This is a genomic window from Catellatospora sp. IY07-71 (assembly GCF_018326265.1).
In the GTDB taxonomy this organism is placed as follows: Bacteria; Actinomycetota; Actinomycetes; order Mycobacteriales; family Micromonosporaceae; genus Catellatospora.
This window is the reverse complement of record NZ_AP023360.1, coordinates 8259297-8273006: the sequence shown is the minus strand read 5'-3', so window position 1 is coordinate 8273006 and position 13710 is coordinate 8259297. Positions and strand designations below refer to the sequence as shown.

Sequence of the window (13710 nt, the reverse complement as noted above, 5' to 3'; positions counted from 1 at the left end):
ATGTGTGACGGAATACACGGCAAGCTTAAATGAACACGAGCGCCGCGATTCGGACACGGCGCTCGCACTCAGCGTAACCAAATGCCTACGGCAGTGCCAGCATCTGGTCCAGGGCGACCCGGGCGTGATGCGCGGTGTCGGGGTCGACCGTGATCTGGTTGGGCACCCGCCCGGCGACCAGCTCCTCCAGCGCCCAGACCAGGTGGGGCAGGTCGATGCGGTTCATCGTGGAGCAGTAGCAGACCGTCTTCTCCAGGAACATGACCTGCTTGTCCGGGTGCGCCGCGGCCAGGCGGCGGACCAGGTTCAGCTCGGTGCCGATGGCCCACGCCGAACCGGCCGGGGCCGCGTCCAGCGTCTTGATGATGTACTCCGTCGAGCCCACGTAGTCGGCGGCGGTGACCACCTCGTGCCGGCACTCGGGGTGCACCAGGATGTTCACGCCGGGCACCTGCTCGCGCATGGCGACCACGTTCTCGTACGTGAACCGGCCGTGCACGGAGCAGTGGCCGCGCCACAGGATCATCTTCGCGTCGCGCAGCTGCTGGTCGGTCAGGCCGCCGTTCGGCTTGTGCGGGTCGTAGAGCACGCAGTCGTCGAGCGAGTAGCCCATCTCCAGCACCGCGGTGTTGCGGCCGAGGTGCTGGTCGGGCAGGAACAGCACCTTCTCGCCCTGCTCGAACGCCCAGTCCAGCGCGCGCTTGGCGTTGGAGGAGGTGCAGACCACGCCGCCGTTGCGGCCGACGAAGCCCTTGATGTCGGCGGAGGAGTTCATGTAGGTGACGGGCACCGTCGACGCTGCGATGCCGAGGTCGGTGAGCAGGTCCCAGCACTGCTCGACCTGCTCCAGCACGGCCATGTCGGCCATGGAGCACCCGGCGGCCAGGTCCGGCAGGACCACGCGCTGCGCGTCGGTGGTGAGGATGTCGGCCGACTCGGCCATGAAGTGCACGCCGCAGAACACGATGAACTCGGCGTCGGGCCGCGCGGCGGCCTCACGGGCCAGCTTGAACGAGTCGCCGGTCACGTCGGCGAACTGGATGACCTCGTCGCGCTGGTAGTGGTGGCCGAGCACGAAGACGCGGTCGCCGAGGGCGGCCTTGGCGGCGGCGGCGCGCTCGACCAGGCCCGGGTCGCTGGGCGCGGGCAGGTCGCCCGGACAGTCGACACCGCGTTCGGCGTCCGGATCCTTGCCGCGGCCCAGCAGCAGCAGTACGGGAGCAGTCACGTGTCCCATAGTGGCACCGATCGCCCGGTGCAGTCGCTCCCGTTGCGCTGTGGCCTGCCCCACGGCGCGCGCATGGGACGCCGTCGTGGGCTGGCGCGCGACTGCAAACAGCGCCGTTATGGTGCTGGCCATGCGAGTGCTGATCTGTCCCGACAAGTTCGCCGGCACGCTCACCGCGGTGGAGGCGGCGCAGGCCGTCGCCGAGGGCTGGCACACCGTCGCCGCCGCCGACGAGCTGATCTGCCGCCCGATCGCCGACGGCGGCCCCGGCTTCGTCGAGGTGCTGCACTCCTCGCTCGGCGGGCAGCTGCTCCCGGTCACCACGACCGACCCGCTGGGCCGCCCGGCCGCCGGTGCGGTGCTGCTGGTGGGGCAGCCCGGCGACGTCACCGCGTACGTGGAGAGCGCCCAGGCCTGCGGCCTGCACCTGGTCGACCCCGCCGAGCGGGACCCGAAGCTCACCTCGTCATACGGCCTCGGCGCGCTGGTCCAGGCGGCGCTCGCGCACGGTGCCCGGCGGGTGGTCGTCGGGCTGGGCGGCTCGGCCACCAACGACGGCGGGGCGGGCCTGCTCGCCGCTCTCGGTGCCGTCGGCCTCGACGCCGCCGGCCAGCCGCTCGCCCCCGGGGGCGCGGCCCTGACCACCTGTACCTCCCTCGCCGTGACCGGGGGCGACGAGGAGGCCGCCGTCCTGCTGCCGCCGGGCGTCGAGCTGATCGCGGCGACGGACGTCGACAACCCGCTGACCGGCCTGCACGGCGCGTCGGCGGTGTACGGCCCGCAGAAGGGCGCCACCCCGCAGGACGTCACCCTGCTCGACGCGGCCCTGGCCAACTGGGCGGCGGTGCTGGAGCGCGAGCTGCCCGGCTGCCCGGCGAAGCTGGCCGAGCTGCCCGGCGGCGGCGCGGCGGGCGGCCTGGGCGCGGCGCTGCTCGCCCTGGGCGGCACGGTCGCCTCCGGCATCGACCTGGTCCGCGAGCTGACCGGCCTGGACCAGGTGCTGGAGGAGACCGACCTGGTCATCACCGGTGAGGGCTCGTTCGACCACCAGTCCCTGCGCGGCAAGGCCATCTCCGGCCTGGCCGGCGCCGCCCGTGACCTCGGCATCCCCTGCGTGGTGCTGGCCGGTCGCGTCACCACCGGCCGCCGCGAGCAGGGCGTGGCCGGCGTCACCGAGGCGTACGCCCTCGTCGAACACTTCGGCAGCGTCGACCTGGCCCTGGCCGAACCCGCCCGCGGCCTGCGCGAACTCTCCGCCCGCCTCGCCACCCAGTGGTCCCGCTGAAAGGAAGGGCACCTTCTTATCGCTTTGCGATGTAGAAGGTGCCCTTCCCAACCGCCGGGTGCCCCCGTGGCGCCCGGCGGTCAGCTCACGTCGAGTACGGCCTTGCCGTTGACGCGGCGGGCGAAGAACGCCTCCGCCGCCTCGGCGGCCCGGTCCCAGCCGCCCCGCCAGCCGAGCTGCGGATCCAGCCGCCCCTGCGCCACCAGGCCCGCCAGGTACGCCAGATCCACGCCGTTGCCCCGGTCCACCTCGCCGATGTACGCCTCGATGCGGCGCCGCCGCCCGATCGTCGAGTACGGCGGGAAAACCGACGGCTCGCCCGAGGCGGCCCCGATCGACACGACCGTGCCGTCGAGCGCAAGCAGCTCCCACAGCGCGGGCAGCGCCGGTCCGCCGACGTTGTCCAGGGCACCGTCGAGCTGCCCCGTGATCTCGCCCACCGACGCCACCACCTCGGCGGCGCCCAGCTCACGCAGCCCCTTGGCGCGCTCCGGGCCGGCGGCGACGGCGACGACGTGCGCCCCGCCCAGCGCCCCGAGCTGGACGGCGAACCGGCCCACGCCGCCGGACGCGCCGGTCACGGCGATGCGCCGGTCCAGCAGCGGCCCGAGCCGGCGCAGCCCGTTGAGCGCGGCCAGGCCCGCCACCGGCAGCGCCGCGGCCTGGGCGAAGGACACCTCGCCGGGCAGCACGGCCAGCTCGGCGGTGTCGACCGCGCGCAGGGCGGCCCAGGCCGGTGCGCCGCCGAAGGTGACCACCCGGGCCCCGGCGGGCGGGCCGGAGCCGTCGGCGGCGGCCACCGCCACCACGCCCGCGGCGTCCCAGCCGGTGACCGTGCCCGCGGGCAGGTCGCGGACGTGCGATAGATCACCGAAGTTGAACGAGATCGCCTTGACCTCGACCAGAGCCTGGCCGGGTCCGGCGACCGGGTCCGGCACCTCGCCGATCCGCAGGTGGGCGGGGGCGTCGTGGTCGACCAGCAGCGCACGCATGGGCGGTGTCCTTTCGGGAGACAGGCGTCTTCGCGTACGCTAGATGCATGTGCATTGAATGCGCAAGCATTAAATGCGTTCACATTTACTGCACCTGCATGTTAGGCTCCGGCCATGCCCGAAGAGGTGGCCGTCAAGACCTGGCGCGAGCTGTCCCGGCAGTTCGCGGCGCTGTCCTGGGCGCTGGAGAGCGCGCTCAAGGAGCGGCACGAGCTGGGCATGAGTGAGTTCGAGGTGCTCGACCGGCTGGTCGAGGACGAGCACCACTGCCTGCGCATGCAGGAGCTGGGCGAGTTGATCCACCTCAGCCAGAGCGCCCTGTCCCGCACCGTGGCCCGGCTGGAGAAGGACGGCCTGGTCGAGCGCGCGCTCTGCGCCACCGACCGGCGGGGCGTATACGTCCGGCTCACCGGTCCGGGGGAGCAGCGCCACGCCGAGGCGCGGCCCACCCACCGGCGCGTCATCAACGACACACTGCGCGGGTGAGGCCCGTGAGGCGCCGTGGGGAATCAACCCGGGGCGCGCTAGCGTTATCTCGAAGGATTATCAGCACTTCACGCTGGAGGAGCACCCTGTGACCACGCCCGACATCAAGACGGACGCCACCGGTATCAACCTGACCCCGATCGCGGCCGGCAAGGTCAAGGCTCTGCTGGAGCAGGAGGGTCGCGACGACCTCCGGCTGCGCGTCGCGGTCCAGCCCGGCGGCTGCTCCGGTCTGCGCTACCAGCTGTTCTTCGACGAGCGTGAGCTCGACGGCGACATCGTGAAGGAGTTCGACGGCGTCGAGGTCGTCGTCGACCGGATGAGCGCGCCCTACCTGGCCGGCGCCACCGTCGACTTCGCCGACCGCATCGACGCTCAGGGCTTCACCATCGACAACCCGAACGCCGGCGGCTCCTGCGCCTGCGGCGACAGTTTCCACTGACGCGGAGCGGCAGTGGAAACCGGCAAGCCCGGTCACTGAGTCTTCTTCTGCGCCCTGTGGGCGTGGACACACAGCGGCACTCCGGTCACGCCGGAGTGCCGCTGTCGTATGTGCGGCGACCGGTAGGCTTTCCGCGCCCATCCATCGCCGACCTGAAGGCCGACCATGAAGATCTGCGTGACCGGATCGATCGCCACGGATCACCTGATGCACTTCCCGGGCCGCTTCGCGGACCAGCTCATCGCCGACCAGCTCGACAAGGTGTCGCTGTCGTTCCTGGTCGACGACCTCGTGATCCGGCGCGGCGGCGTGGCGGCCAACATCGCCTTCGGCATGGCCAAGCTGGGCCTGCGCCCGGCGCTGGTCGGCGCGGTGGGCGCCGACTTCACCGACTACCGCGCCTGGCTGGAGCGGCACGGCGTGGACTGCGACTCGGTGCACATCAGCGAGATCGCGCACACCGCGCGCTTCGTCTGCACCACCGACGAGGACCTGTGCCAGGTCGCGTCGTTCTACGCCGGGGCCATGAGCGAGGCCCGCAACATCGAGCTGGCCCCCGTGCACCAGCGTCTCGACGGCCTCGACCTGGTCATCGTCGGCGCCAACGACCCCGTCGCGATGGTGCGGCACTCGCAGGAGTGCCGGGACCGGGGGTACGCGTTCGCGGCCGACCCGTCGCAGCAGCTGGCCCGCATGGGCGGCGACGACGTGCGCCAGCTCATCGAGGGCGCGGAGTACCTGCTGACCAACGAATACGAGAACTCGCTGCTGGAGCAGAAGACCGGCCTGTCCTCGGCGCAGGTGCTGGAGCGGGTCAAGGTGCGGGTCACCACGCTCGGCAAGAACGGCGTCGAGATCACCGGGCGGGACTTCGCCCCGATCCGGGTGCCGGTGGCGCGGGAGATCCACGCGTACGACCCGACCGGTGTCGGCGACGGATTCCGGGCCGGCTTCTTCGCCGCCCTGTCCTGGGGCCTGGGCCTGGAGCGCGCGGCGCAGGTCGGCGCGCTGGTGGCGACGCTGGTCCTGGAGACGGTGGGCACCCAGGAGTACGACGTCGACCCGGACAACTTCCTCAAGCGCCTGGCCGAGTCCTACGGCGACGGCGCCGCGGCCGCGGTCCGGCCGCACCTGAACTGACGGGTCAGGCGACGCGTCTGACGTCGAAGGCGGGGGCGCCGTCCACGGAGGCGGCGCCCACGTACTGCTGGGCGCGCATGCGGCACCAGGCCGGAATGTCGACGGCGGCGGCGGGGTCGTCGGCCAGCACCCGGACCACGGTCCCGACCGGCACCTGCGGCAGCCGCCTGGCCAGCGCGATGACGGGCAGCGGGCAGCGCTGACCGAGGCAGTCCAGCACCTCGGCCGGTTCCTCGGTGGGCAGGCTCACATCCCCACCTCCGCGCGCAGCGCCGCGACGATGCCGGGCAGCTCGGCCAGGAAGCGGTCCACCTGCTCGGGCGTGGTGTCCCGGTGCAGCGACAGCCGGATGTTGCCGTGGGTCAGCACGCCCATGGCCGCCAGCACGTGACTGGGCCGCAGCGTGGACGACGTGCACGCCGACCCGGACGACACCGCGAAGCCGCGCCGGTCGAGCGCGGTGAGCAGCGCCTCGCCGTCGACGTAGAGGCAGGAGAAGGTCACCACGTGCGGCAGCCGGTCCACCGGGTCGCCCACGATCTCCACGTCCGGCACGGTCGCCGCGACGGTGGCGCGTACGTGCTCGACCAGGGCGGACAGCCGCTCGCCCTCCTTCGCGGCCGCCTCGTGCACGGCGTGCAGCGACGCCGCGGCGGCGAGGATCGCGGGCAGGTCGGGGGCGCCCGGCCAGCGGCCGGACTCGCGGTCGTCGGCCGGATACGGCGACACCCAGCGGATGCCCTTGCGCAGCACCAGCAGGCCGACCCCGGGCGGACCGCCCCACTTGCGGGCACTGCCGGTCAGCAGCGACCAGCCGCCAGGCACCGGCACCCGGCCCAGCGACATCGCGGCGTCCACGTGCAGCGGCACACCGGCCGCGCGGCACGCGGCGGCGGCCTCCGCCACCGGCTGGACCGTGCCGGCCTCGTGGCTCGCGCTGATCAGTGAGGCGAGCGCCACACCGGGCGTGGCCACGGCCGCGCCCCAGGCGTCGAGGTCGAGCCGGCCCAGGCGGTCCACCGGGACCTCGGTCTCGGTGCCGCCGTCGCGCACATGCCGCTCGCCGGCGTGCAGCACGGCCGAGTGCTCGATCGCGGAGCGGACGAAGCCCGGCCCGGTGCGGCGGCGGCCGGCCAGTCCGCCGAGGACGGCGGCGTGGGCGGCGGTGGTGCCGCTGCTGGTGAAGCTCAGCTCGTCGGCGCGTACGCCCAGGACCTGCGCGATCGTGTCGCGGGCCGCGTCCAGCAGCAGCCGCGCGCGGCGCGCCCGGGTGTAGAGCTTGCCGGGGTCGGCCCAGCCGTCGCCGAGCGCGGCCAGCAGCGCCTCGCGCGCGGCCGGGTGCAGCGGGGTCGCGGTGGCCGCATCGAAGTACGCGCCGACGCCGTTCTCGTCGCGATCGATGGGTCCGGCCTGCCGGGGATCTCGCACCCCTCGACGGTATCGTGATCTAGCGGTGGCGGCTCCGTCGCCGTCATGACGTCCCCGTGGACACGCCGGATCACCGGGCCGACCCCAGGCCCGGCTGCGGGCCCGGGGTGAAGTACTCTGCGACCGTCGGTCACGCCCCTCACCGGTGCGTCCGAGGGTGGCGCTGCTTAGGGAGGCAGGAGCAGGTGGTCGCAAAGCGAGCCCGCAGGCGAGTTCTCGGCTTGAGCGCGATGTCGGTCGGTGCGGTGACGCTGCTCGCCGGGTGCAACGTCGGCGACGCGTTCGGTGGCTTCGGCTGGCCGAAGGGCGGCATCACCGAGCAGTCCGAGCGGATGTACGACCTCTGGGTCGGTTCCGTGGTCGCGGCTCTCGCGGTCGGCGTGTTCGTGTGGGGCCTGATCTTCTGGTGCATCGCGGCCTACCGCCGCAAGCGCGGCGACGTGGATCTGCCCACGCAGACGCGGTTCAACCTGCCGATCGAGATCCTCTACACGGTGCTGCCGTTCCTGGTCATCTCGGTGCTCTTCTACTACACCGCGATCATCCAGACCGACGTGGACCGGCTGAGCAAGAACCCGGACGCGACCGTCGAGGTCGTGGCGTTCAAGTGGAACTGGCAGTTCAACTACCTCGCCGGCCCCGAGCCGGACGCCGAGCGGGTGGAGAGCACCCCGGGCGACAGCAACTACATCCCGGTCGTGGTCGTCCCGGTCGGCCAGACGGTGCGCTTCGTCGAGCACAGCGCCGACGTCATCCACTCGTTCTGGGTGCCGGAGCTGCTGTTCAAGCGCGACGTCTTCCCGGGCAACGTGGTCAACCAGTTCGAGGTCACGGTCACCCAGCCGGGTGCCTACGTCGGGCGCTGCGCCGAGCTCTGCGGCACGTACCACTCGATGATGAACTTCGAGCTGCGCGCCGTGACGCCGGAGAAGTACCAGCAGTTCGTGGCGGCGCTGAAGGCGGGCAAGGAGACGCCGGAGGCGCTGACGGCGATCGGTGAGCCCGCGTTCGCGACGAAGACCGAGCCGTTCCCGACCCTGCGCACCGCGAACTGAGGCTGAGGACTATGAAGACGGAATACCGGATCTTTATCGGCGTCTCGCTGTTCCTGATCGTGGCGGCCGTGGTCTACGGCTGGTGGACCGACTACGCCATGGGCAGCGTGGAGGCGATCGGCACGACCGCGCTGGCCCTGTCCACGCTGCTGTGCGCGATGTGCGGTGGATACTTCTGGTTCGTCTCGCGGCGCATCGACCCGCGCCCGGAGGACCGGCTCGACGCGGAGATCGCGGACGGCGCCGGCGAGCTGGGCTTCTTCAGCCCGGGCAGCTACTGGCCGTTCGGCATCGCGGTGTCGGCGCTGATCGCCTCGCTCGGCCTGGTGTTCTGGATGTGGTGGCTGATCGCGCTCGGCATCGTGTGCGTGCTGCTGTCCAGCTCGGCCCTGCTGTTCGAGTACTACACCGGCACCCGGCGCACCGCGGAGCACTGAGCTCCGGCGCATACGAAAGAACCGGCTCCCTCCACCGCGGAGGGAGCCGGTTCTTTCTGCGTAGCGGACCTACTCGGCGTACTTGGCGGCCGCTGCGGCGGTGATCCAGCGGTCCAGGGCGGCGGCCGCGGCGCCGGAGTCGATCGCCTCGGCGGCGCGGCGCATGTTCACGCGCAGCGCCTCGGTCAGCTCCGCGCCGATCGTGTCCGGGTCCGGCGCGCCCGCACCGGCGACCGCCCAGTCGTGCGCGGTGAGCGTGGCGGCCGTGTTGACCAGCACCGCGTCGCGCACCGCGCCGGTCTCGCCGGCCAGCAGGCGGCGCACCGCGTCGGCGTTGACGGCCACGTCGCCGCCGCGCAGGTCCCCGGCAGACGAGCGGGGCACGCCGAGGTCGGCGGAGTCGACCGTCAGGGGGGTCACCTGCCCGCCACGAGCCAGCCAGACGCGCGTAGGCGCGGCGGTGGTGAACTCGTCCAGGCCGTCCTCGCCGCACAGCACCAGGACCGTGTCACCGCGATCGGCGAACACCTGGGCCATCACGCCGGCCATGCGCATGTCGGCGCAGCCGACCGCGCCCGCCCGGGGACGGGCCGGATTGGTCAGCGGGCCGAGGAAGTTGAAGGCGGTGGGCACACCCAGCTCCCGGCGCACCCCGCCGGCGTGGCGCAGCCCGGCGTGGAACGTCGCGGCGAAGCAGAACGTGATGCCGACCTCGTCGGCGACCGCGGAGACCTGCTGCGGGGTCAGGTCCAGCGGGATGCCCAGGAACTCCAGCACGTCCGCGGTGCCGCAGGACGAGGAGGCGGCCCGGTTGCCGTGCTTGACCACACGTGCCCCGGCCCCGGCGGCGACGATGGCGGACATGGTCGAGATGTTGACCGTGTGCGCCTGGTCGCCGCCGGTGCCGACCACGTCGACCGTGGCCAGCCGCTGCTCGTCGGTCTGCGGCAGGGGAGCGGCCTGCGCCAGCATCGTGGACACCAGGCCGGAGAACTCGTCGGGGGTCTCGCCCTTGGCGCGCAGCAGCAGCGCGAAGCCGGCGATCTGCGACGGCGTCGCCGCGCCCGTCATGATCTCGCCCATGGCCCAGGCGGTGTCGTCCGCCGTCAGCTCCTCGCGCCGCAGCAGCGTGCCGAGCAGGTGGGGCCAGGTGTTCCGGTCGCCCATCGGGCCTCCAGGGGTGAAGGGCGTGGCGCGCGGTGCTCTGGTCAGGCGGCCACGGCGGATTCGTCGTGCAGCAGAGCGGCGATGGCCCTGGCGGTCTCGATCGGGTCGAGCGGGTGGACCAGCGTCGCGTCGACGCGGGCGTACGCCGCGAGCCAGCGGTCGGCCGAGCGCGCGATCACGACGCAGGTGGGCGGGCACTCGTCGATCTCGTCCTTGAGCTGACGCGCCACACCCAGGCCACCGCCCGGGGTCGCCTCGCCGTCCAGCACCAGCAGGTCGATCTCGTAGTCGTCGACGAGCTTGACGCACTCGCCGTAGGTCGACGCCTCGACGAACTCGACGTCGAGGTCCGGGGCGGGGTGCTCGCCGATGGCCAGCCGCATCCGGTCGCGGACCTGCGAGTCGTCGCTGTAGAGCAGGACGGTCTTGGTACTCATGCGCTCATCCTAAGCGGTGAGGTGATCTCGTGGTCGTGCGGTGCGCCGTCAGTCTCCGGCCGTGCCGTGACGGCCTCCTCGGCGGCTCTCGCGGCGTCCTCGCGGTCGAGTTGCCGGTCGATACGCGCGGCCTCCTGGCGGGACTGGCGGATCCACTGGGCCACGAGGATGGCGAGCATCGTCACAGAGACGATCTCGCCGCCCGCCCACAGCACGCCGCCCGCGGTCACCTGGTCGGCCCAGGGATCCATCCAGGACAGGCCGAGCGAGGGGTACCAGTCGCCGCCGAGGAGGGTCTTCGACTGCATGATGGTGAGTCCCAGCACGGTGTGAAACGGAACACTCAGCACCATCAGCAGCGCACGGGCCGGATACGGCCAGCGGCCGGGCAGCGGATCGCGCCCGAGCAGCGGCCAGAAGAACAGGCAGCCGGTGGCGATGAAGTGCGCGTGCATGAACTCGTGCAGCCACTCGTGGCGCAGCGTCTGCTCGTACAGGCTGGTGAAGTACAGCGCGAACGGGTTGGCGATGAAGACGGCGAACGCGGTCAGCGGGAACGCCAGCACCGCCGCGACCCGGCTGTGCAGCACCGCGAGCAGCGTCTTCCGGGGCTTCGCGGGCAGGGTGCGCAGGGCCAGGGTGACCGGCGCGCCCAGCGCCAGGAAGATCGGGGCGACCATGGACAGCGCCATGTGCTGGATCATGTGCACGCTGACCAGCGTGGTGTCGTAGCCGCCGATGCCGCTGACCGTGACCAGCGCGAGCGTGCCCAGGCCGGGGCCGAGGAAGGCGATCGTGCGCCCCACGGGCCACCGGTCGCCGCGCATCCGCAGCCGGTGCGTGCCGTAGAGGTAGAGCGCCGCGGCGAGCAGCAGGCCCACCGCGAGCCACGAGTCGAGCCGGGCGCCGGTCACCAGTGTCTCGATCGTGAACGGGGGCGTCTCGGCGTTCAAGGTCGTAACGGCCGAGGTCAGCGCGGTGAAATGATCGACAGGTGGCACCAGCCGAGGCTAGACGGTCGTGGTGGCGGGCGTGCCGCCGGGTGGCGACACGCCGCCAACCAGGCACCCCGACGCTCGCCGATGCAGGTCGGGGGCAATAATGACCGCGTGACTGCCGCCTCAGCCATCGACAAGAGCAGGATCCACTCCCTGACCAGGCCCAACATGGTCAGCGTCGGGACGATCGTGTGGCTCTCCAGCGAACTCATGTTCTTCGCGGCGCTGTTCGCGATGTTCTTCGCGATCCGCGCAGCGGATTACAGCATGTGGGAGAAGAACGCCCACGTGCTGAATCTGCCGTACGCGGTCTTCTTCACGACGATCCTGGTGCTGTCCTCCATCACCTGCCAGATCGGCGTGCTGCGCGCGGAGCGGGGTGACGTGTACGGGCTGCGGTTCTGGTTCACCATCACGTTCCTCATGGGCCTGACGTTCGTGCTCGGCCAGGTGAACGAGTACCGCGTGCTGGTCAGCGAGGGTGTGAAGATCAACTCGGACGGCTTCGGGTCGATGTTCTACCTGACCACGGGCTTCCACGGCCTGCACGTGACAGGCGGTCTGATCGCCTTCATCATCTACATGATCCGTACCACCATGGGCCGGTTCACGCCGGCGCAGGCGACCTCGGCGATCGTGGTGTCGTACTACTGGCACTTCGTCGACGTGGTCTGGGTCGGCCTCTTCTTCATGATCTACCTGCTGGAGCGGATGTGAGCTCGGCCATGACATCTGACACCCCACGCCCGGCGCCGGGCGCGCCCAAGCAGCGCGGCCGCGTGCGCCGCCGGCTGAACTCCGCGCTGCGCATGTTCGCAGCGCTGGTGTTCGCGGGCGGGATCTACGCGATCGTCGCGCCTGGTGGCGCGCAGGGCGCCGCGCCGCTGACGCCGGCCGCCGAGGCGGGCAAGGCGCTGTACGACCAGAGCTGCATCTCCTGCCACGGCGCCAACGCGCAGGGTGTGGCGGGCCGGGGTCCGAGCCTGATCGGCGTCGGCTCCGCAGCGGTCGAGTTCCAGGTGGAGACGGGCCGCATGCCGGCCGCCCGCCAGGAGGCGCAGGCCGGGCGCAAGCCCCCGCTGTACACCAACGACCAGGCTCGCCAGCTGGGCGCGTACATCCAGGAGCTGGGCGGCGGCCCGCAGCTCCCCGAGGGTGAGGACTACGCGTCGAAGGGCGACATCGCCCGCGGCGGCGAGCTCTACCGGATCAACTGCTCGTCCTGCCACGCCTTCTCCGGCGGCGGCGGCGCGCTCTCCAGCGGCAAGTACGCGCCGACCCTGGAGCCCGCCACGGACCGGCAGATCTACGCCGCGATGCTGACCGGCCCGCAGAACATGCCGGTCTTCGGTGACAACGAGCTCTCCCCGCAGGACAAGTTCGACATCATCGCCTACGTGCAGAACCTGAAGACCGACGCCGACCCGGGCGGCTGGGGCCTCGGCCGCTTCGGTCCGGTGACCGAGGGCCTCGCGATCTTCCTGGTCGGTGTGGTCGCCCTGGTCTTCGCCTCGCTTTGGATTGCAGGTAAGTCATGAGTGACACGAGCACCCAGGTGCGCGACGCCTCGGGCGTCGACCTGAACGACCCGGAACTCACCCGGTTCGACATCGTGCGCGAGGGCGCGCGCCGCGACGGCGTGGAGATCGTCCACTACGAGCCGCAGTATGCGCCGGGCTCGAAGGGCGAGAAGCGGATGGTCCGCATCGTCGCGTTCTTCTTCATCCTGACCGGCCTCGCGGCGACCGCCTTCCTGGTGGCGTTCATCTGGTGGCCTTGGGAGTACGAGCTGGGCACCAACGCCAGCAAGCTCTACACCCCGATCCTGGGCCTCACCCTGGGCCTGGCCCTGCTCGGCATCGGCCTGGGCATCCTGACCTGGGGCAAGAAGCTGCTGCCGCACGAGATCGCGATCCAGGAGCGGCACGACGGCCCGTCCGACCCCGTGCAGCAGAAGCTCACCGGCAACACGCTGCAGTTCATCGGCGAGGAGTTCGGCCTGTCCCGCCGCCCGCTGCTGAAGCTGTCCCTGCTGGGCCTGCTGCCCGTCGGCGCGGTGGCGGCCGCGGTGCCGATCGGCGCCCTCATCAAGGACCCGCACCACCCGGACATCCTCTTCAAGACCGGGTTCGCCGGCGCCACGCCGCAGAATCCGATCCGCCTGATGCGCGACGACGAGACGCTCATCCGGCCGGAGGAGGTCAGCACCGGCGGCCAGATCACGGTGTTCCCGCACATCCCGGGCGGCGCCAGCAACCACTACGCCGACTCGCCCACGCTGCTGATCCACCTGCGTGAGGACGACGCGGCGCTGCTCAACGGCCAGCTGTACAACATCAACCAGGGCAGCACCTGGAGCAGCTTCGTGGCGTACTCGAAGATCTGCACCCACGCGGGCTGCCCGGCCAGCCTCTACGAGCAGCAGACCAACCGCCTGCTCTGCCCGTGCCACCAGTCGCAGTTCCTCATCACCGACAACGCCCGGCCGATCTTCGGCCCGGCCACGCGGTCGCTGCCCATGCTGCCCATCAGCGTGGACGCGGAGGGCTACCTGGTTGCCACCGGCGACTACAAGGTGCCGGTCGGACCGGCGTTCTGGGAGAAGGACTGATCGC

16 protein-coding genes are annotated in these 13710 nt (G+C 71.6%); 9 read left to right on the top strand and 7 right to left on the bottom strand.

What is annotated here, in order from left to right; all coding sequences use genetic code 11:
• Positions 1–85 precede the first annotated feature (85 nt).
• On the bottom strand, positions 86–1237 hold the full coding sequence (nadA, locus tag CS0771_RS37040; RefSeq protein WP_212845290.1) for a quinolinate synthase NadA: 1152 nt from the start codon (positions 1235–1237) through the stop codon (positions 86–88).
• A gap of 121 nt (positions 1238–1358) precedes the next feature.
• Between nadA and CS0771_RS37035 the strand changes: the two genes are divergently transcribed.
• Entirely contained in the window at positions 1359–2513 is a 1155-nt protein-coding gene (locus CS0771_RS37035; protein ID WP_212845289.1) for a glycerate kinase, read from the top strand.
• Positions 2514–2593: 80 nt separating this feature from the next.
• On the opposite strand, the gene CS0771_RS37030 is transcribed toward CS0771_RS37035, so the two are convergent.
• Positions 2594–3505: a zinc-binding dehydrogenase gene (locus CS0771_RS37030; RefSeq protein WP_212845288.1), complete on the bottom strand. Its 912-nt coding sequence runs from the start codon at positions 3503–3505 to the stop codon at positions 2594–2596.
• 114 nt (positions 3506–3619) lie between these two features.
• Between CS0771_RS37030 and CS0771_RS37025 the strand changes: the two genes are divergently transcribed.
• The 3 genes from CS0771_RS37025 to CS0771_RS37015 all read left to right on the top strand — a co-directional run bounded on the left by CS0771_RS37025 (position 3620) and on the right by CS0771_RS37015 (position 5573).
• Positions 3620–3991, top strand: a complete 372-nt coding sequence (locus CS0771_RS37025; protein ID WP_212845287.1) for a MarR family winged helix-turn-helix transcriptional regulator — start codon at positions 3620–3622, stop codon at positions 3989–3991.
• 88 nt (positions 3992–4079) lie between these two features.
• Entirely contained in the window at positions 4080–4433 is a 354-nt protein-coding gene (locus tag CS0771_RS37020; protein ID WP_203740789.1) for an iron-sulfur cluster assembly accessory protein, read from the top strand.
• Between the two features lie 165 nt (positions 4434–4598).
• The gene (locus CS0771_RS37015; protein WP_212845286.1) at positions 4599–5573 is read left to right on the top strand and encodes a carbohydrate kinase family protein; all 975 of its coding nucleotides are present in this window, start codon (positions 4599–4601) and stop codon (positions 5571–5573) included.
• A gap of 4 nt (positions 5574–5577) precedes the next feature.
• Here the strand turns inward: CS0771_RS37015 and CS0771_RS37010 are convergent, their stop codons facing one another.
• Both CS0771_RS37010 and CS0771_RS37005 read right to left on the bottom strand, forming a co-directional pair.
• The gene (locus CS0771_RS37010) at positions 5578–5817 is read right to left on the bottom strand and encodes a sulfurtransferase TusA family protein (protein ID WP_212846272.1); all 240 of its coding nucleotides are present in this window, start codon (positions 5815–5817) and stop codon (positions 5578–5580) included.
• A 2-nt stretch (positions 5818–5819) separates the two neighbouring features.
• Entirely contained in the window at positions 5820–7001 is a 1182-nt protein-coding gene (locus CS0771_RS37005) for a cysteine desulfurase family protein (RefSeq protein WP_244871253.1), read from the bottom strand.
• Between the two features lie 230 nt (positions 7002–7231).
• On the opposite strand from CS0771_RS37005, the gene coxB reads away from it, so the two are divergent.
• Together coxB and CS0771_RS36995 are read left to right on the top strand one after the other, a co-directional pair.
• On the top strand, positions 7232–8056 hold the full coding sequence (gene coxB / locus CS0771_RS37000; protein WP_212846270.1) for a cytochrome c oxidase subunit II: 825 nt from the start codon (positions 7232–7234) through the stop codon (positions 8054–8056).
• An 11-nt stretch (positions 8057–8067) separates the two neighbouring features.
• Complete coding sequence (locus tag CS0771_RS36995; protein WP_212845285.1) at positions 8068–8493, top strand: cytochrome c oxidase subunit 4; 426 nt, start codon at positions 8068–8070, stop codon at positions 8491–8493.
• Between the two features lie 69 nt (positions 8494–8562).
• Here the strand turns inward: CS0771_RS36995 and trpD are convergent, their stop codons facing one another.
• From trpD to CS0771_RS36980, 3 genes are read right to left on the bottom strand one after another with little or no spacing between them, the layout of a single operon-like run.
• The gene (gene trpD / locus CS0771_RS36990; RefSeq protein WP_212845284.1) at positions 8563–9660 is read right to left on the bottom strand and encodes an anthranilate phosphoribosyltransferase; all 1098 of its coding nucleotides are present in this window, start codon (positions 9658–9660) and stop codon (positions 8563–8565) included.
• 41 nt (positions 9661–9701) lie between these two features.
• The gene (locus tag CS0771_RS36985; RefSeq protein ID WP_212845283.1) at positions 9702–10097 is read right to left on the bottom strand and encodes a hypothetical protein; all 396 of its coding nucleotides are present in this window, start codon (positions 10095–10097) and stop codon (positions 9702–9704) included.
• Positions 10094–11098, bottom strand: a complete 1005-nt coding sequence (locus CS0771_RS36980; RefSeq protein ID WP_212845282.1) for a cytochrome c oxidase assembly protein — start codon at positions 11096–11098, stop codon at positions 10094–10096. The genes CS0771_RS36985 and CS0771_RS36980 overlap by 4 nt, the downstream gene beginning before the upstream one ends.
• 108 nt (positions 11099–11206) lie before the next feature.
• Here CS0771_RS36980 and CS0771_RS36975 point away from each other — a divergent pair, with 108 nt between their 5' ends.
• From CS0771_RS36975 to CS0771_RS36965, 3 genes are read left to right on the top strand one after another with little or no spacing between them, the layout of a single operon-like run.
• Positions 11207–11812 (top strand): heme-copper oxidase subunit III, encoded by a 606-nt coding sequence (locus tag CS0771_RS36975; protein WP_203740804.1) that lies wholly within the window; start codon positions 11207–11209, stop codon positions 11810–11812.
• 8 nt (positions 11813–11820) lie between these two features.
• Positions 11821–12633, top strand: a complete 813-nt coding sequence (locus tag CS0771_RS36970) for a c-type cytochrome (RefSeq protein ID WP_212845281.1) — start codon at positions 11821–11823, stop codon at positions 12631–12633.
• On the top strand, positions 12630–13706 hold the full coding sequence (locus CS0771_RS36965; RefSeq protein ID WP_212845280.1) for a ubiquinol-cytochrome c reductase iron-sulfur subunit: 1077 nt from the start codon (positions 12630–12632) through the stop codon (positions 13704–13706). The genes CS0771_RS36970 and CS0771_RS36965 overlap by 4 nt, the downstream gene beginning before the upstream one ends.
• Positions 13707–13710: the final 4 nt, after the last annotated feature.

Bases quoted from the DNA above. Each gene is read 5' to 3' on its own strand.
- CS0771_RS37035 (WP_212845289.1), top strand. From the start codon at position 1,359: ATGCGAGTGCTGATCTGTCCCGACAAGTTCGCCGGCACGCTCACCGCG.
- CS0771_RS37015 (WP_212845286.1), top strand. From the start codon at position 4,599: ATGAAGATCTGCGTGACCGGATCGATCGCCACGGATCACCTGATGCAC.
- CS0771_RS37025 (WP_212845287.1), top strand. From the start codon at position 3,620: ATGCCCGAAGAGGTGGCCGTCAAGACCTGGCGCGAGCTGTCCCGGCAG.
- CS0771_RS36995 (WP_212845285.1), top strand. From the start codon at position 8,068: ATGAAGACGGAATACCGGATCTTTATCGGCGTCTCGCTGTTCCTGATC.
- nadA (WP_212845290.1), bottom strand. From the start codon at position 1,237: ATGGGACACGTGACTGCTCCCGTACTGCTGCTGCTGGGCCGCGGCAAG.
- coxB (WP_212846270.1), top strand. From the start codon at position 7,232: ATGTCGGTCGGTGCGGTGACGCTGCTCGCCGGGTGCAACGTCGGCGAC.
- CS0771_RS36985 (WP_212845283.1), bottom strand. From the start codon at position 10,097: ATGAGTACCAAGACCGTCCTGCTCTACAGCGACGACTCGCAGGTCCGC.
- trpD (WP_212845284.1), bottom strand. From the start codon at position 9,660: ATGGGCGACCGGAACACCTGGCCCCACCTGCTCGGCACGCTGCTGCGG.
- CS0771_RS36970 (WP_212845281.1), top strand. From the start codon at position 11,821: ATGACATCTGACACCCCACGCCCGGCGCCGGGCGCGCCCAAGCAGCGC.
- CS0771_RS37030 (WP_212845288.1), bottom strand. From the start codon at position 3,505: ATGCGTGCGCTGCTGGTCGACCACGACGCCCCCGCCCACCTGCGGATC.
- CS0771_RS36965 (WP_212845280.1), top strand. From the start codon at position 12,630: ATGAGTGACACGAGCACCCAGGTGCGCGACGCCTCGGGCGTCGACCTG.